Here is a 16,535-nt window from a genome sequence, read left to right as displayed (position 1 = left end):
TATTCGTATGCGGTAACGGCCGGGCATGGTTAGCCCGGCCGCGTGTCAGTTTGACCGTCGGTAGAAGCCGGGTTGCGGCTTAGCCCGCGGCTTCTTCGGTCTGGGTGGCTTCCAGCTCGGCGGCGACGTCTTCCGTGCCGGCCGGGACGGCGTCGGCTTCAACCGGAGCCGAGGCTTCGGCCAACATCGGCTCGACCGGGTTTTCCGAAGCGCCGAGGTCGACGCCCGAGGCGCCGGCGCCGGCGGCCAGGCCGTCGAGGACGGCGTCGGCGATCAGGTCGCAGTAGGTCTGGATGGCGCGGGCGGCGTCATCGTTGCCGGGCACCGGATAGGTGATGCCGTCCGGATCCGAGTTGGTGTCCAGGATGGCGATGACCGGGATGTTCAGCTTGCGGGCTTCCAGGATCGCGATCGCTTCCTTGTTGGTGTCGATCACGAACATGATGTCCGGGATGGAGCCCATGTCCTTGATGCCGCCGAGGGACAGTTCAAGCTTGTCCTTCTCGCGACCCAGGGTCACCAGTTCCTTCTTGACCCGGCCTTCGCCGCCGCGCTCCATGATGCCTTCCAGCTCGCGCAGGCGGGCGATCGAGCCCGACACGGTGCGCCAGTTGGTCAGGGTGCCGCCGAGCCAGCGGTGGTTCACATAGTATTGGGCGCAGCGCTTGGCGGCTTCGGCGACCGGGTCCGAGGCCTGGCGCTTGGTGCCGACGAACAGGACGCGACCGCCCTTGGCGGCGACGTCGCGAACGGCGACCAGGGCCTGGTGCAGCAGAGGCATGGTCTGCGACAGGTCGATGATGTGGATGTTCGAGCGCGCGCCGAAGATGTAGCGATCCATCTTCGGGTTCCAGCGGTGCGTCTGGTGGCCGAAGTGAGCACCGGCTTCGAGCAGGGTGCGCATGGAGAAGTCAGGCAGAGCCATCTTTGGAAGTCCTTTTTCCGATTATTCCGCCGCAGACGGGTAAAGGGCCAACTGACCCCTCGGAACGGCCCGGGCCGGGATGTCTCCCCGACCCACGCCACGCCTGCGTGTGAAGTGGGCGCGGATGTAGGGGGATTGGAGGGAAAAGGCAAGCCGCCTGGGGTCGCTTCCTGATCGGAGCCCCATCGACATGCTTCTGCCCTCGCTCGCCTTCCTCCTCGCCGCCCTTATGCCCGCGCCCGCGCAGGCTCAGGCCGCCCCCGCCATCGCGGCGCCCTTTGCGGCGCGGGCTGGGTCATTTGGCTGAAGCGCGACGCCAGTGACGAATGGAAGACGAAGAGCGGCCGGACCAGTTGGATTTCGTGAGCAATCTAGCATCCAGCTTGCGCAACAAATCAGATGAATCAAAGGCCTGCGGCGCTTGCGCCGCAATCGGTTAGGCGCCCGTCTCCACCGTGTTAGGCTGCGCCCGAACTTCCGCCTCCGGTCTTTGACATCCCTGAACACCGTGCACGCCCTTGCACTCAAAGTGCAAAAGCATCACCGGTTATGCATCTTTTGAATTCAGAGCCTTGCAGGCCGAACCTGCGCTCCGACCTTCAAAATTGCACTTTTTGCACCCACTTTTTTCCGGGTGCACTCCGCCGCTGCTGACAGCCATGGCCCGCCTGTCAACCGCGTGACGGACCACTCATCGCCGCCCGGTTACCAAGGTCCGCCCCGCCCCTCAACGCAAGAAGGGCGGCCCCTCAAGGACCGCCCTTCCGCTCTCTCCCCAGAGACCTGTCAACGATGCCCGAGGGTCAGTGCATCGCGTCCAGGAGGGCCTTGGCCCGGTCACGGTGGGCCGTGACCTTGGGGGTGATCTCCCGGGCCAGAGCCGCCAGCGTCGGGGCTTCGGTGTTGTCGGCGAAGCCGTTCAGCAGGGTCAGGGCCTCGTCATGGGCGGCCGCCTGCTGGGTTAGCCAGACCTTGTCGAAGTCGGCCGGCGAGGCCGCGTTCAGGTTGTCGATCAGCCCCTTGTGGCGTTCATCCAGCGCCGTGGGCAGGGCCACGGTCGGCGCCGCCGTCGGGGCCAGGGCCTTCAGCTTGGCCGTCGAGGCCGTGTGGTCGGTCGTGATCATGGCCGCCAGCGCCTTGACGTCGGCGCTGGTCGAACGGCTGGCCGCGATCTTCGCCGCCTCCAGCTCATACATGTCCGAGACGGCCAGGCCGCCGACGAAGCCGCTGACGGTGTTGGCGCCCATGGTCGCGGCCGAGGTCTGGCCGACGGCGGTCGAGGTGGCGTCCTGGGCGGCGTTGACGGCCGCGCCGGCGTCGGCGGCGGTCTTGTCCGTCTGCTGCTGGCTGCAGGCCGCGACGAGGGCGGCGGCGGCGATACCGGCGACGGCCGGGACGATAAGGCGGGTTCGGGTCATGGGTCGTTGTCTCCCTTTGGTTGCGGGGGAGAACCGCCCTGCCCGGGCTTCGTTCCTGTGTGCGGGACCGGACGGAAGCGCTCAGAAGCTCCGGCCGTCCACCCGCGTGCCGGGCTCGACGCTGAAGGGCTCCACGTCGGTCAGGGTCCGGACATTGACCGCGATCATCGCCTTGCCGTCCGGTCCCGTCCCCTGCCCCCAGGGCTCCACGCCGCAGGTCGGACAGAACCAGTGATGGATGTTGTGCCGGTTGAACAGGTACTCGGTCAGGGCCGACTCGCCGGAGGTCAACCGGAAGGCCGCGGGCTCGACGAACGTCAGCCACAGCCCCTTGCGGAAGCAGTGGCTGCAGTTGCACTCCATCACCTGCGACAGGTCGGTCTCGACCTCGAAGCGGACGGCCCCGCAGTGGCAGGAGCCGGCATGGACGCGGGCCTGAACGGGGGTCTCGACGGGGGTGGCGGCAGCGTCGGTCATTCCGGTCTCCAGCGGTTCAGGCCCGGCGGTGAGGCCGGCGGTTCGGGCAGCGGATCAGCCTTCCGGCAGGCTGTACTCGAGGTCGTAGCGGTGTTCGCCGCCCTCGATGGTCAGGTGGAAGACGCCCGTGAGGCCCGTCAGTTCCCCCGTGCCCGAGCCCGGGACGACAGTGATCATGAGGTCCTGCGCGCCCTGATCCATCAGGCCCCGGTGCACCAGGGCGAAGGTCCCCTCGCGGCCGTCCAGCGTGCCCGTGACCCGTTCCATGGCCACATAGGCCCCGGAGTTCCCGCCGGCCATGGTGGCCAGCATCTCGCCCACGCCCGTCCCGGTCAGGTCGCCGTGGAAGGTCTTGGACAGCGTCATCCGGCCCGGCGCATCGGGCGCGGCGTCTGCCCCCGGCTGGACCGGGGTGATGGTCACGTCGAAGGTCCCCCGCGCGTGGCGGGCTTCTGTGGCGGCGGTCATGGTGGTTCCTGTCCTGGCGGCTTCTGGCGCGGGCGTGGCGCTCACAGACACCCTCGCCCCGGGAGTCGCGGTCGCGGACGCGGCGTCTCCGGCGCCCGGAGCCAGCATCAGTACGGCGGCGGCGATCAGGCCGGGCATCACGCGTCCTCCAGCATCAGCACGCCCGGCGCCGTCTTCAGCGCCCCGCGCAGGGCGGCGTCCATGCGGTAGCGGCCCGGAAGCCTGAGCTCGACCTCGCGGCGGCCGTCCAGCGAGGCGACCAGGGTGATCTCCCCGCCCCTGGCGCCCTTGGAGGCCTGCTGCGACCGCTCCAGCCGCGCCCGAATGGCCTCGGCGTCCGTGCCCCGGGCCGAGACGTGGACCCGCATCCCTGCGGTCGACTCGTCGATCAGGGTGTCCAGCCGCGAGGCGTCGTCGCCGAAGAAGCGCACCTCCCCGTCCGAGGACTTGGCCCGGATCCGGACCAGGACCGAGGCCCCGACCTCCAGCACCTCGCGGCACTTCCTCAGCTGCTCGGGCGGGAACAGGCATTCGAACTCGCCGGTCGGGTCCGAGAAGTTGACGAAGGCGAACTTCTCACCGGTGCGGGCGCTGGCCCGTTCCTGACGGCGGCGCACCACGCCGGCCATCATGAAGGCCTCATGCCCGCTCTCGGCCAGGGCCGTGGCCTCGGCGACGAAGGTGACGCGCTTGCGCTTCAGGGCCGGGATCATGTCCTCCAGCGGGTGGCCCGACAGGTAGAAACCGACCGCCGACAGCTCGTGGTCCAGCTGCTCCGGCCCGATCCACGGCTCGACGCTCCTGAGCCTCGGGCGGGCGGCGGCGGCCTGATCGGCGCCGAACAGGCTGACCTGCGACGAGGTCCGGTCGGCCGCGACGCTCTGGCAATAGGCCATCAGGACGTCGGCCTGCTCCAGCAGCTGGCGCCGGTTCGGGTGGATGCTGTCGAAGGCGCCGGCCTTGGCCAGGCCTTCCAGCGCCCGCTTGTTGACCGCGCGCGGATCGACCCGCTCGAGGAAGTCGAAGATGTCGGCGAAGCGCCCCCCCGTCTCGCGCACCTCGACCACATGCTTCATGGCCTCCAGACCCACGTTGCGGATGGCGCCCAGGGCATAGAGGACCGAGCCCTTCCCGTCCTCCCACGCCACGTCGAAGTCGGCCGAGGAGCGGTTCACATCCGGCGCCAGGACCGGGATCTCGAACTTGCGGGCGTCCTGGTAGAAGACCGCCAGCTTGTCGGTATTCGACAGGTCGAGCGACATGGAGGCGGCGAAGAACTCCACGGGTGCGTTCGCCTTCAGCCAGCCCGTCTGATAGCTGATCAGGGCGTAGGCGGCGGCGTGGGACTTGTTGAAGCCATAGCCGGCGAACTTGGCCACCAGCTCGAAGATCGAGTCCGACTGCTGCTCCGGCACCGACTTCTCGGACGCGCCCTTGATGAAGCGCGCCTTCTGGAAGTCCATCTCCTCCTTCTTCTTCTTGCCCATGGCGCGGCGAAGAAGGTCGGCCTCGCCGAGGGAGTAGCCCGCCAGGATCTGGGCGATCTTCATCACCTGCTCCTGGTAGATGATGACGCCGTAGGTCTCGGTCAGGACCTCCTTCAGGGAGGGGTGCAGATAGTCGACCTCGGCCCGGCCGAACTTGCGGTCGATGTAGGTGTCGATCATCTCCATCGGGCCCGGCCGATAGAGGGAGATCAGGGCGGTGATCTCCTCGATGGAGCCGCAGCGCATCTTGCGCAGGGTGTCGCGCATCCCCTGGGATTCCAGCTGGAACACCCCGACGGTCTGGCCCGAGGCCATCAGCTCATAGGTCGCCTTGTCGTCCAGCGGCAGCTGGTTCCAGACCGGCGCCGCCCCGCGCCGCGACAGATAGCCGTGAGCCCGGTCCAGGGTCGTCAGGGTCTTCAGCCCCAGGAAGTCGAACTTGACCAGACCCGCCGGCTCGACCCACTTCATGTTGAACTGGCTGGCCGGAATGGTGGAGCGCGGGTCCTGATACAGGGGCACCAGTTCGACCAGGGGCCGGTCGCCGATGACGATGCCGGCGGCGTGGGTCGAGGCGTTGCGGTAAAGGCCCTCAAGCTCCAGCGCCGTCTCCAGCAGGTTGCGTACGGCCGGCTCCGCGTCGCGCGCCTCCTTCAGGCGCGGCTCCAGATCGATGGCCTGGGCCAGGGTCACCGGGTTGGCCGGGTTGTTCGGCACCATCTTGCAGAGCCGGTCGACCTGGCCGAGCGGCATCTGCAGCACCCGGCCGACGTCGCGCAGCACGGCCCGCGCCTGCAGGGTGCCGAAGGTGATGATCTGGGCCACCCGGTCCTTGCCATAGTGGGCCTGGACGTAGTCGATGACCTCTTCGCGACGCTCCTGACAGAAGTCGATGTCGAAGTCGGGCATGGAAACCCGTTCGGGGTTCAGGAAGCGCTCGAACAGCAGGCCGAACCGCAGGGGATCGAGGTCGGTGATGGTCAGGGCCCAGGCGACCAGCGACCCGGCCCCGGAACCCCGCCCCGGCCCGACCGGGATCGAATGGTCCTTGGCCCATTTGATGAAGTCCGAAACGATCAGGAAGTAGCCCGGGAAGCCCATCTGCTGGATGATCCCGACCTCCCATTCGAGGCGGGTCCAGTACTCTTCCTCCGGCACGGCGGCGGTGACTTCGGTCAGGCGGACCTTCAGCCCCTCGCGCGCCTGATGGGCCAGTTCATCGGCCTCGGAGCGGCCGGCGCCGGTGTCGAAGCGCGGCAGGATCGGGGCGTGGGTCTTGACCAGGAAGGCGCAGCGGCGGGCGATGTCGATGGTATTGTCGCAGGCCTCGGGCAGGTCGGCGAACAGCTCGCGCATGGCCTCGGCCGACTTGAACCAGTGCTGGTCGGTGATCCGGCGGCGGTCCTCCTGACCGGTGAAGGCGCCGTCGGCGATGCACAGCAGGGCGTCGTGCGACTTCGCCTGGGCCTGTTTGGCGTAATAGACGTCGTTGGTCGCAACGAGCGGCACGTCGTTGGCGTAGGCCCACTGGACCAGCCCCTGCTCCCCCTGCCCCTCATGCGGCAGGCCGTGGCGCTGCAGCTCGACATAGAAGCGGTCGCCGAAGACCCGGGCCATCTCGGCCAGGGCCGCATCGCCCTCGGCGGTCTTGTTCTGGACGTAGAGGGGATCGACGGGGCCGTCGGGACCGCCCGACAGCAGGATCAGCCCTTCGGAATGGGCGACGATCTTCTCCCACGGCACGCCCGGCTCGTTGTCGCCGGCATCGAGGTAGGCGGATGAAGACAGGGCCGCCAGATTGCCCCAGCCCGTCGTGTCCTGACAGATCAGAGCCACGGTCGGGACCTTCGCCCAGCGCTCGCCCGCCCGGCCGCCGATGCCGGTGACCGGCAGGGCGCAGGCGATCAGGGGCTGCACCCCGGCGCCCTTGGCCGCTTCCGAGAACTCCAGCGCGCCGAACAGGTTGGCGCGGTCCGCCACCGCCACCGCCGGCATCCCCGCATCGGCCGCCAGCTTGGGGATCTTGCCCGCCTTGATCGCGCCTTCCAGCAGCGAATAGGCCGAACGGACCCTCAGATGGACGAAACCCGTGGTGGAGACAGCTTCGGTGATGGCCTGATCCTCTTCGGCAGGCCGGAAGCGACTCATGACGCCAGCAGGGCCGCCTGCCAGACCATCCAGACAAACCCGCCGCACGATGCAAGCGAGAGCATATCCCTGACCAACCGCGACATAGGCTTATCCCCAGACTGTGTGTTCCGGGTATGTTCTATGTTCCGCTTGTGTTCTCGTCAAGAGGCGCGCATTCCGACCCGCGCCCAGGCTCAGAAATTGGCCTCGATCCAGTCGGCCAGTGCGTTCAAATCCTCGACGGGAGGCGAGACCAGGGCCTCCAGCTCCGCGTCGTCCTGGTGCAGGGCCAGGCAGTTGCAGATGATCGGATAGTCGGCGGCCGGCGGGAAGATGTTCGACACCCGATACCCGACAGAGCCGAGAAAACGCCGGATATCAGGCGTCTGGTTCTCGAACACGATGGCCGGCCGGTACGCGCGGATCAGCCGCTCCATACCTCGCATCGCTTCAAGCTCCCGGCGCTCGACGTCGATCTTGACGAACGAAACCCGCTTGTCGAACAGCTCCACAAGGCTGTCGATCGTCACCTGGGGAACACTGACGAACGCCACCGGGATATCCCCGAGATGGTCCCGGGGGTCGACGAGCGAAGCCGTCTCATTGCTGCCCTCCACGGGCGTGATCAGCCGTTCCACGGTGACGCGGTCTCCGACCGCGACGGGCCAGAGCCTGACGTTCGGCTGTCCGAGATGATGAATCCACAGGTCGGGGTTGGGCTCGAAAGCATGGACCATGCCGCCCTCGCCCACATCGAGCGCCAAGACCGCGGTGTGGAATCCGTTGTTGGCCCCGAGGTCCAGCACCACGTCGCCGGGCTTCACCCGCTTGCGGGCGATGGCTCGCGTGAGGTGTTCGTTCAGGAGGTGAAACCGGTGCGGGGTGTAGCCTGCGATCCTGGCGACAAAGGTGTCGTACATCCGTACCCTTCCACTAGACGTCGGCCGATCGGGCCGCAGCCTCGGAGGTCTTGCCCAACACATAGGGGCAGCCTGCGCCGGAGCATTGCTTCGGGATCCGGCCCTGCAGAAGGTCGCTGCGCATGGTGGTCATGGTCTCACCGTTCCAGACGTCCTGGGAACTCTGATCCGCCAGATGGCCGATCGGGCTGGTGCCCCAGCAACAGGCGTAGATTTCACCGCCGTAGTGGACGCGCTGGACCTGCCAGGGAAGTTCGCAGCGGATCGAGGACTCCGTCCACTCCACCCCGGAGCTCTGCCCCCAGTCGTCGCCCGGAAACCCCTCGCCCCAGCGGGACTGGCCCAGGACCATCGACATGGCCGGCAGCCTGCGCTCGTGCGCATAGGCATGGAACGCCTCCATGCGCTCATCGAGCACCGCGCGGTCCAGATTGCTGAGCAGCTGGTCGTTGTAGTTGAACAGCCGCACGTTCCAGTCCGCGGCTTCCGATTCCGGCAGTTCATTCAGGGACCAGACCTCGACGAAGTCCGCGCCGATGTCCTTGCACAGATCGACCATGTCGATCAGGCCGCCCACGGTCGACTTCATCAGCGTCATCTGGACCCCGACGAGCGGATACTTCCGCCGCCGGGCGTTCCGCTCATGGATCAACCTTCGCGCCCCGGCAACGACGGTCTTGAGGGGCACGTCCCGGATCGCCTCAAAGGTCCGGGCGTCGGCGCTGTCGATAGAGACCCGGATCTTGCGGATGCCGGACTTCAGCAACCCGTCGACGTTCTCGTCATCGAACAGGGTGCCGTTGCAGTTGAAGACGACCTTGAAGTCCTCGTCGGGAGACTCATCGTCGACCTTGAACAGATCGATGATCTTCCAGAACTGCTTGCTGAACAGCGGCTCGCCGAGGCCAGTGAGGTCGATCGTGGAGGCGTGCTCGAAGTTGGGTTTGAGCTTGTCGAGATAGGCGTCCTCGAAGTCTTCCTTCTTCACCTTCGTGATCGCGTGGTAGCACATCACACAGCGCAGGTTGCACCGCGACGTGACCGTCATGCTGACCATCTTCGGGTAGATCGGTTCAGGCACGGCGCTCTCCCTGTGGAATCGGTTCGGCCGGACATCCGGGGCCCGGACCCGTTCTAAGGTCGCTGCTGGCCGACGTCGATAGAGGCGGTGGGCTTCACCCCTTGTCGCGCAGCAGCCGGGCCTTGTCGCGCTGCCAGTCGCGTTCGGCCGAGGTCTCGCGCTTGTCGTGCAGCTTCTTGCCCTTGGCGAGGGCGATCTCGAGCTTGGCCTTGCCGTCGTCGTTCAGATACAGGCGGATCGGGATGATGGTCTGGCCGTCCTTCTGGACAGCCCCGATCAGCTTGTCGATCTGCTTGCGGTGGAGCAGCAGCTTCCGCGGCCGGCGCGGCTCATGGTTGAAGCGGTTGGCCTGGACGTAGGGCGGGATGTCGGCGTTGATCAGGACGATCTCGCGCCCCTCCACCGCCGCATAGCTCTCGGCGATGTTGGCCCGGCCCATGCGCAGGGACTTGATCTCGGTCCCGAGCAGCATGATCCCGGCCTCGACGTTCTCCTCCAGGAAGTAGTCGAACTTCGCCCGCCGGTTCTCGGCGATCGTCTTGGCCGTCGAGATGGGCGCCTTCTCTTTGGGTGGAGCCATCAGAGGACGCCGGCGGCGACCAGGGCCGCGTCGATGGCCGGCTTGACCGCGTCGTTGGTGGGCGTCAGCGGCAGGCGCATCTCTTCCGAGCAGAGGCCCAGCCTGGCCAGGGCGTACTTGGCCGGTGCCGGCGAGGCGTCGAGGAACAGGGCCTTGTGCAGGCCGATCAGCCGGTCCTGCCAGACACGGGCCGCAGCGAAGTCGCCGGCCGTGATGGCGTCATAGAGGGCGACCATGCCCTCGGGCGCGACATTGGCCGTGACCGAGATCAGGCCGACGCCGCCGTGGGCCGAATAGCCGATGAAGCTCGGGTCATCGCCCGAGATCAGGTCGAACTGCGTGCCCTTGGCGCTGATGTTGGCGTGCATCCAGCTGGCGCGGCTCATGTCGCCGGTCGCGTCCTTGATGGCCACGATGTTCGGATGGGCGGCGAGGCGCGCCACGCTCTCGTTCGACAGGTCGACGCCGGTGCGGGCCGGGACGTTGTAGAGGATCTGGGGCAGCTGAACCGCCTCGGCGACGCCCTCGAAGTGGGCGATCAGACCGGCCTGGGAAGGGCGGTTATAGTACGGCGTAACGACGAGGGCGCCGTCGCAACCGCAGGCCTTGCCGTGGGCGGCCAGGTCGATTGATTCGTAGGTGGCGGGCGATCCGGCGCCCGCGATGACCTTGATCCGGCCCGCCGAAACGCGAACGCACAGGGCGGTCACGCGCTTGTGTTCCTCGATGGTCAGGCCGCCGCCCTCGCCTGTCGTGCCCACGGCGACGACGCCGTGCACGCCTGCGGCGATCTGGCGCTCGACCAGGGCTTCCAAAGCGGCCTCGTCCACGTTTCCGTCACGAAGTGGTGTGATCAGGGCGGTGATCACGCCCTTGAACAAGGGGGCGGTCATAGGAACTACTCTACCTGCGTGGGAAAGGGGCGACGCGCGCCCGGATCAAGCGGTAGAGGGTAGGTTGCCGGCTTGGCCGCTGCAACCGGGTTGAATGGGGTTTGTTCGAACGATGCTGATGACCAGCCTGGCGGCGGCCCTCGCGGTGCTCGCGCCGCTCCCTTCCGCCCTGCCGCAATCGACGTCCGAACTGAACACGGGGCCGCAGCCCTACAGCGAGGTCGTGGGGACGCAGAACCCGACCAACCAGCCGCGGGTGCTGAGCGCCTCGGACGGCGCCGCCTTCCGCGAAGGCCTGACCGCGGCCCGCGCCCGCAACGTCATCGCCACCCAGGACGCCATCGCCCGCATCAACGACCAGACGGCGAGGAAGATCGTCGAATGGGCCCTGGTCGACACCTCGGCGGCCCAGCTGCCCTATGACGAGCTGTCGCGCGACCAGCGCGCCCTGCTGGGCTGGCCGCGCGCCGACGGGCGCCGCGCCGCCGGAGAGATCGCGCTGGACCGCGCCGGCCTGCAGCCCGACGGCGTCCTGGCCTTCTTCGGCGAGAGCCGCCCGACGACCGTCCAGGGCGCCATCGCCCTGACCTGGGCCTTGCAGCAGACGGGCCGCACCGATGACGCCCGCCGCCTGATCACCGACTGGTGGCGGACCCAGTCGTTCGACGATTCCAACCAGTCGCGGATCATGGGCCAGTGGGGCTCGTGGCTGACCCAGGCCGACCACGAGGCGCGGCTGAGCATGCTGCTGTCGGGCCCGCACGGTCCGGCGACGCGATCCATGATCAACCTGGTTTCGCCCGAGCGCGCGACCATCGCCAACGCCGTGATCGCCCTGCGCACGGCCTACAGCCCCGACGCCATCGTCGCCGGCCTGAGCCAGAGCCAGGCGCTGGATCCGAACGTGGTGCTGGAGCGGGTCCGCATCCTGCGCGGCGCCAACCGCGAGCGCGAAGGCTATGCCCTGCTGCGCTACCTGCCCTCCGCCCCCCTGCATTCCGAGGGCCAGAACACCCTGTGGAGCGAGCGCCGCAACTACTACCTCGACGCCCTGCAGGACCGGAACTGGCAGGCCGCCTATGACGCGATGAACGGCCACGGCTTCGCCGGCGGCGACCGCAAGGTGGACGCCGAGTTCTTCGCCGGCTGGGTGGCCCTGACCAAGCTGAACGACCCGGCCCGCGCGGCGCGGCATTTCGAGACCCTGCGCACCGTCTCCACGACCCCGATCACGCAAGGGCGGGCCCTCTACTGGCTGGGCCGCGCCGCCGAAGCGCAAGGCGACCGCAACGGCGCCCAGCAGTGGTACCAGGCGGGCGCCAAACACATCCAGACCTTCTACGGCCAGCTGGCCGCCGAGAAGGCCGGCTACCGCACCCTGACCCTGCCCGGCGACCCCGCCCCCAGCGCCTCGGAGATCGCGGCCTTCGAAGGCAATGAGCTGGTCCGGGCGATGCGTATCCTCGGCGAGACCGGCGAGATGAGCCTGTTCCGGGTCTTCGCCTACCACCTCGACGACACCGTGCCGGGGCCGGCCGATCTGGCCCAGCTGATGGACCTGTCGCGCGCCTATGGCGACGGCTTCGGGGCCATGATGGTCGGCCGCGCGGCCAGCCAGCGCGGCGTCCTGATGCCCGAGCGCATGTATCCGATCCGCATCCCGCCCCAGGTCCCGGGCGCCGCCCCGCTGGAGTTCACCCTGGCCATCACCCGTCAGGAATCCAGCTTCGACCCGCGCGCCCGCTCCGGCGCCGACGCGCGCGGCATGATGCAGTTCCTGCCCGCCACCGCCTCGGGCGTCGCGCGGCGTCTGGGCATGGGCTATTCGGCCGACCGGCTGTGGGACCCCGACTACAACATGAGCCTGGGCAGCTATCACCTGGCCGAGCTGATGAACAACTACGGCGGCTCCATGCTGATGACGACGGTCGGCTATAACGCCGGGCCCGCCCGGCCGCCGCAGTGGGTGGCCCGTTGCGGCGATCCGCGCACCGGCCCCGACGCCGCCATCGACTACATCGAGTGCGCCCCCTTCACCGAGACACGCAACTATATGATGCGGGTCATGGAGAATATGTCGGTCTACAAGGCGCGGCTGAACGGCGGTTCGGCGCCGCTGACCCTGTCGTCGGACATCTCGCGCGGGGTGGTCCCGGCGCCGCAGCCCTATACGGCCCAGCCGTATCAGCCTTCGGGCCAACCGTAAGAGGTCAGGCCTTGATCAGGCCCGTGATCAGGGCGTCGATCATGGTCTTCGTCAGCAGGTCGCGCTCGACCCAGCTGAAATAGGGCTTGGTGATCACCAGCGACACGATGCCGTGCGCGCCGGCCCAGAAGACCTGGCCCGCCAGCTTGGCGTTGGCGACGCGCAGCCTGTCGGCGGCCAGCAGCTGGGCCAGCAGGTCCTCGAAGGTGCGGAACAGCTCGGCGCCCATCTGCTGGGCCGCCGTCTGCGCCCCGTGCCGCGCCTCGACCGGCCGGGTCAGATAGACCAGCCGATAGGCGTTGGGGTTGGTGAAGCCGAAGCGGACGTAGGCCTCCAGCATGTGGCGCAGCTTGACCTCGGCCGGCTCGTCCACCGCCGTGATCGACCGGTTCTCGCAGATCAGCTGCTCGAAGGCCCCGCGGCAGATCTCGTGCAGGATCTCGCCCTTCTCGGAGAAGTGCATGTACAGGGCGGTCGAGGACAGGCCGACCTCGTCGGCAATCTTGCGGATCGTCGCGCCCTCATAGCCGTGCTCGACGAAGATGCGCTCGGCGGCGGCCAGGATCTCGGCGCGCCGGACATGGCCCTCGCCCTTGGGCTTTCGGGCCGAGCGGCCGGCGGTTTCGGTCGGGGTCAGGCTGGCGGTCGGCGCGTCGGACAAGGACGAAACTCCACGAACGGGCGGATTGCATAGCCCCATTCGCAGGCAGGCGGCAATCACCTCCCAGTGTGGGTTGATTCGAACGCAACCCCAAGTTAACCATTCGAGATGGCGGGGGGCGGACCAGAACGGACCGTAGGCGGCCACTCCCCGTGCGAGAGCGCGGTCTGGAGGGGCGTCAGCGTCTTTCAGGCTCTCTCGCTGGCTCTTGTTCTGGTTGCGGGTCTCGGGGCCCTGGCCGCATTGAGGGACGCCGCGACGGGCTGGCTGATCCTGGGCGTCCAGATCGGGTTCGTGGTCCTGGCGGTCTGGCGGATCGCGACGATCCTGATCAGCCGCAACGCCGTTCCCGCGCCGCCGTCGGGGATGATGCGACCGAAGGGCGGCTGGCCCCGCTATACGATCCTGGCCGCCCTCCACGATGAGGCGGAGGTGGTCGGCCAACTGATCGAGCGGCTGGCCCGGATCGACTATCCGCGCGACCGGCTGGAGGCCTTCCTGTTGCTGGAGGCCGACGACGAGGCGACGATCACGGCGGCGGCGCTTGCCCCGCGCCCCCACTGGATGCGGATCGTCATCGTGCCGCCCGGCGCGCCCCGGACCAAACCCCGCGCCCTCAACCACGGCCTGGCCCTGGCGCGCGGCGAGCGGATCACCGTCTATGACGCCGAGGACGACCCGGATCCCTTCCAGCTGCGCGAGGCCGCCTGCCGGTTCGACGCCGACGCCGCGGCCAATTCCGGGGGCCGTCTCGCCTGCCTTCAGGCCCCCTTGCGGATCCGGCGCAAGGGCGGCGGCCATGCGGCGCCGTTTCTGGATCGTCAGTTCGCGGTCGAATACGCCGGACTGTTCGAGGTCGCCCTGCCCGCCCTGGCGCGCCTCGGCCTGCCCTTCCCGCTCGGCGGCACCAGCAACCACTTCCGCGCCGATGCCCTGAGAGCGGTCGGCGGCTGGGACGCCTGGAACGTCACCGAGGACGCCGATCTGGGCTTCCGGCTGTGGCGACGGGGCCTGCGGCTCGGCGTGCTGTCGCGACCGACATACGAGACACCGCCGGGCGACCTGACCTTCTGGCTGCCGCAGCGGACCCGCTGGCTGAAGGGCTATCTTCAGACCTGGGGCGTGCATACCCGCTCGCCCAGGGGGCTGGGCCTGCGCGGCGCGGCGGCTCTGGTTCTGACGCTCGGCGCGGGCCTCGCCTCGGCGGCCATCCATGCGGCCAGCCTGGCCTGGGTGGCGACGGCGGTGCTGGTGGCCGGCGCCGGCGGCCTGTCGCCCGAAACCCCCGTCTTCGCCCTGTGCGTCCTTGTCCTCGGCGCCGCCGCGGCCTGTCTGCAGGGCAAGATCGGAGCCATGCGGGCCTGCGTCCCCTATTCAGCCGCCGACATGATCGCAGCCCCCGCCTACTGGTCCCTGCTCAGCCTCGCCTTCGCCCACGCCGCCTGGCGGCTGATCCGCGAACCCTTCGCCTGGGACAAGACCACCCACTTCCGCGACGAGGCCCCTGATAGCGGGGTCGAGGATGAGACCGTCGAAGCCTTCCCTGCGCTGGACGCTGGACGAAAGGCCGCCTAAGCAGCCGCCGATGGCGCCCGTTCTTTCCAAGACCCCCGAAACCCTGCTGACGACCGGCTGGTCCGACTACGCCCTGCTGGACAGTGGCGACGGCAAGAAGCTTGAGCGCTACGGGCGTCATACAGTGGTCCGGCCCGAGCCCCAGTGCTTCTGGTCGCCGCGCGACCCGGCCGCCTTCGAGACCGCCAACGCCCTGTTCGACCCCCAGCAGGAGGAGGAAGACTCCGGCCGCTGGCGCTTCGACAAACACGGCCCGATCGACGCCTTTCCGCTGAAGTGGCGCGACGTCCGCTTCACCGGCCGCTTCACCCCCTTCCGCCACCTCGCCTTCTTCCCCGAACAGGCCGCCAACTGGGAATGGATGGACGCGCGCATCCGCACCCTGCAGCGCCCCAAGGTCCTGAACCTGTTCGGATACACCGGCGTCGCGTCCCTCGCTGCCGCTGCGGCGGGCGCGGAAGTGACCCATGTCGACGCCTCCAAGAAGTCGGTCGCCTACGCCCGCGAGAACGCCGAGGCGTCCGGCATGACCGACAAGCCGATCCGCTGGATCGTCGAGGACGCCCGCAAATACGTCGCGCGCGAGGTCCGGCGCGGGGCCAGGTATCAGGGCATCATCCTCGACCCGCCCAAATACGGGCGCGGGCCGACCGGCGAGGTCTGGCGGTTGTTCGAGGACCTGCCGGCGCTTTTGAAGGACTGCGCCGCCCTTCTGGCCGACGACGCCTCCTTCCTGCTCCTCAACGCCTATGCGGCGCGGGTCTCGGGCCTGTCGCTGGCCCATCTGATGGCCGAGGCGACCCATGACCGGGGTGGCCGCATCGACTGGGGCGAACTGGCCCTGTCCGAAGACGGACCCGAGGCCCGCGCCATCGGCCTGAGCTTCTTCGCGCGGTGGTCCGCATGACCGACATGCCAGAACACCACGGGCGCCTGATCACCTCCCTGACCAACGACACGGTCAAGGCCGTGCGCGCCCTGAACATGCGCAAGGAACGCGAGGCCACGGGCCGTTTTCTGGCCGAGGGGCTGAAGTTCATCGGCGAGGCCCTGGATCAGGGCCGGGCGCCGACGATGCTGCTAGTCGGGATGGAGGCGCGGCCTCACCCGCTGCTGGACCGGGCGAAGGAGGCGACGCGCAAGGCGGGCGGCGAGATCGTCGTCGTCACCCACCCGATCCTCGAGAAGATCAGCCGGCGCGAGAACCCGCAGACAGTGCTGGCCGTGTTCGAACAGGCCTATACGCCCCTGTCGGCCCTGAAGCCCGAGACGGCGCCCTGCTGGGTGGCGCTGGAGCAGGTGCGTGATCCGGGCAACCTCGGCACCATCATCCGCACGGCGGATGCGGCCGGCTGCGGCGGCGTCATCCTGATCGGCGACTGCGTCGATCCTTTCTCTGTCGAGGCGGTGCGGGCGACCATGGGCTCGGTCTTTGCTGTGAGCATCTCCAAGGCGACGCCCGCCGAGTTCCTGGCCTGGCGCGAGACCTGGCCTGGCAGCGTCGTCGGCACCCGCCTGGACGCCACCCACGGCTATCGCGACGCCGACTACGCCAAACCGACCCTGGTCCTGATGGGCAATGAGCAGGCGGGCCTGACCGATGCGCTGGCCGCCGCCTGCGACGTCAACGTCAAGATCCCCATGCGCGGCCGGGCCGACAGCCTGAACCTCGCGATCGCGACCGGGGTGATGGTCTATGCGGTGACCGACTAGA

Annotated in this window: 14 protein-coding genes; 4 read left to right on the top strand and 10 right to left on the bottom strand. The window is 68.4% G+C overall.

Going from position 1 to position 16,535, the window contains the following annotated elements; genetic code table 11:
• Positions 1-79 precede the first annotated feature (79 nt).
• From rpsB to dapA, 9 genes are all read right to left on the bottom strand, one after another.
• A complete protein-coding gene (gene rpsB, locus ACW172_RS17760; RefSeq protein WP_492032750.1) occupies positions 80-925 on the bottom strand; it encodes a 30S ribosomal protein S2 in 846 nt (281 codons plus the stop codon).
• 803 nt (positions 926-1,728) lie between these two features.
• Positions 1,729-2,343, bottom strand: coding sequence for a DUF4142 domain-containing protein (locus ACW172_RS17755; RefSeq protein WP_492032749.1), 615 nt, complete (start codon positions 2,341-2,343; stop codon positions 1,729-1,731).
• Positions 2,344-2,424: 81 nt separating this feature from the next.
• Entirely contained in the window at positions 2,425-2,820 is a 396-nt protein-coding gene (locus ACW172_RS17750) for a GFA family protein (protein ID WP_492032748.1), read from the bottom strand.
• A 54-nt stretch (positions 2,821-2,874) separates the two neighbouring features.
• Positions 2,875-3,426, bottom strand: coding sequence for a DUF3224 domain-containing protein (locus tag ACW172_RS17745; RefSeq protein ID WP_492032747.1), 552 nt, complete (start codon positions 3,424-3,426; stop codon positions 2,875-2,877).
• On the bottom strand, positions 3,426-6,923 hold the full coding sequence (dnaE, locus tag ACW172_RS17740; RefSeq protein ID WP_492032746.1) for a DNA polymerase III subunit alpha: 3,498 nt from the start codon (positions 6,921-6,923) through the stop codon (positions 3,426-3,428). Before dnaE ends, ACW172_RS17745 begins: the two co-directional genes overlap by 1 nt.
• A 176-nt stretch (positions 6,924-7,099) precedes the next feature.
• Positions 7,100-7,825, bottom strand: a complete 726-nt coding sequence (locus ACW172_RS17735; protein WP_492032745.1) for an FkbM family methyltransferase — start codon at positions 7,823-7,825, stop codon at positions 7,100-7,102.
• A 13-nt stretch (positions 7,826-7,838) separates the two neighbouring features.
• Entirely contained in the window at positions 7,839-8,906 is a 1,068-nt protein-coding gene (locus ACW172_RS17730; RefSeq protein ID WP_492032744.1) for a radical SAM protein, read from the bottom strand.
• A gap of 94 nt (positions 8,907-9,000) precedes the next feature.
• Positions 9,001-9,486, bottom strand: a complete 486-nt coding sequence (gene smpB, locus ACW172_RS17725) for an SsrA-binding protein SmpB (protein ID WP_492032743.1) — start codon at positions 9,484-9,486, stop codon at positions 9,001-9,003.
• A complete protein-coding gene (gene dapA, locus ACW172_RS17720) occupies positions 9,486-10,379 on the bottom strand; it encodes a 4-hydroxy-tetrahydrodipicolinate synthase (protein ID WP_492032742.1) in 894 nt (297 codons plus the stop codon). Before dapA ends, smpB begins: the two co-directional genes overlap by 1 nt.
• A gap of 112 nt (positions 10,380-10,491) precedes the next feature.
• On the opposite strand from dapA, the gene ACW172_RS17715 reads away from it, so the two are divergent.
• Entirely contained in the window at positions 10,492-12,585 is a 2,094-nt protein-coding gene (locus ACW172_RS17715) for a lytic transglycosylase domain-containing protein (RefSeq protein ID WP_492032741.1), read from the top strand.
• Positions 12,586-12,589: 4 nt separating this feature from the next.
• Here ACW172_RS17715 and ACW172_RS17710 read toward each other — a convergent pair whose 3' ends face one another.
• The gene (locus tag ACW172_RS17710; RefSeq protein WP_492032740.1) at positions 12,590-13,246 is read right to left on the bottom strand and encodes a TetR/AcrR family transcriptional regulator; all 657 of its coding nucleotides are present in this window, start codon (positions 13,244-13,246) and stop codon (positions 12,590-12,592) included.
• Between the two features lie 243 nt (positions 13,247-13,489).
• On the opposite strand from ACW172_RS17710, the gene ACW172_RS17705 reads away from it, so the two are divergent.
• Genes ACW172_RS17705 through ACW172_RS17695 form a run of 3 tightly spaced genes read left to right on the top strand, consistent with a single transcriptional unit; the run spans position 13,490 to position 16,534 of the window.
• A complete protein-coding gene (locus tag ACW172_RS17705) occupies positions 13,490-14,821 on the top strand; it encodes a glycosyltransferase family 2 protein (protein WP_492032739.1) in 1,332 nt (443 codons plus the stop codon).
• Between the two features lie 10 nt (positions 14,822-14,831).
• Positions 14,832-15,728 (top strand): RsmD family RNA methyltransferase, encoded by an 897-nt coding sequence (locus ACW172_RS17700; protein ID WP_492032738.1) that lies wholly within the window; start codon positions 14,832-14,834, stop codon positions 15,726-15,728.
• Positions 15,725-16,534, top strand: a complete 810-nt coding sequence (locus ACW172_RS17695) for a TrmH family RNA methyltransferase (protein WP_492032737.1) — start codon at positions 15,725-15,727, stop codon at positions 16,532-16,534. Before ACW172_RS17700 ends, ACW172_RS17695 begins: the two co-directional genes overlap by 4 nt.
• The last annotated feature ends 1 nt before the right edge of the window (position 16,535 follow it).

Source organism: Brevundimonas sp. ALps5, from assembly GCF_058681645.1.
The sequence above is the reverse complement of the archived record's forward strand: the minus strand, read 5'-3'. Positions and strand labels throughout refer to the sequence as shown.

What these genes read in the sequence shown, in the direction of transcription:
- rpsB (WP_492032750.1), bottom strand. Translation starts at nt 925, where the DNA reads ATGGCTCTGCCTGACTTCTCCATGCGCACCCTGCTCGAAGCCGGTGCT.
- ACW172_RS17755 (WP_492032749.1), bottom strand. Translation starts at nt 2,343, where the DNA reads ATGACCCGAACCCGCCTTATCGTCCCGGCCGTCGCCGGTATCGCCGCC.
- ACW172_RS17750 (WP_492032748.1), bottom strand. Translation starts at nt 2,820, where the DNA reads ATGACCGACGCTGCCGCCACCCCCGTCGAGACCCCCGTTCAGGCCCGC.
- ACW172_RS17745 (WP_492032747.1), bottom strand. Translation starts at nt 3,426, where the DNA reads ATGCCCGGCCTGATCGCCGCCGCCGTACTGATGCTGGCTCCGGGCGCC.
- dnaE (WP_492032746.1), bottom strand. Translation starts at nt 6,923, where the DNA reads ATGAGTCGCTTCCGGCCTGCCGAAGAGGATCAGGCCATCACCGAAGCT.
- ACW172_RS17735 (WP_492032745.1), bottom strand. Translation starts at nt 7,825, where the DNA reads ATGTACGACACCTTTGTCGCCAGGATCGCAGGCTACACCCCGCACCGG.
- smpB (WP_492032743.1), bottom strand. Translation starts at nt 9,486, where the DNA reads ATGGCTCCACCCAAAGAGAAGGCGCCCATCTCGACGGCCAAGACGATC.
- dapA (WP_492032742.1), bottom strand. Translation starts at nt 10,379, where the DNA reads ATGACCGCCCCCTTGTTCAAGGGCGTGATCACCGCCCTGATCACACCA.
- ACW172_RS17715 (WP_492032741.1), top strand. Translation starts at nt 10,492, where the DNA reads ATGCTGATGACCAGCCTGGCGGCGGCCCTCGCGGTGCTCGCGCCGCTC.
- ACW172_RS17700 (WP_492032738.1), top strand. Translation starts at nt 14,832, where the DNA reads ATGGCGCCCGTTCTTTCCAAGACCCCCGAAACCCTGCTGACGACCGGC.
- ACW172_RS17695 (WP_492032737.1), top strand. Translation starts at nt 15,725, where the DNA reads ATGACCGACATGCCAGAACACCACGGGCGCCTGATCACCTCCCTGACC.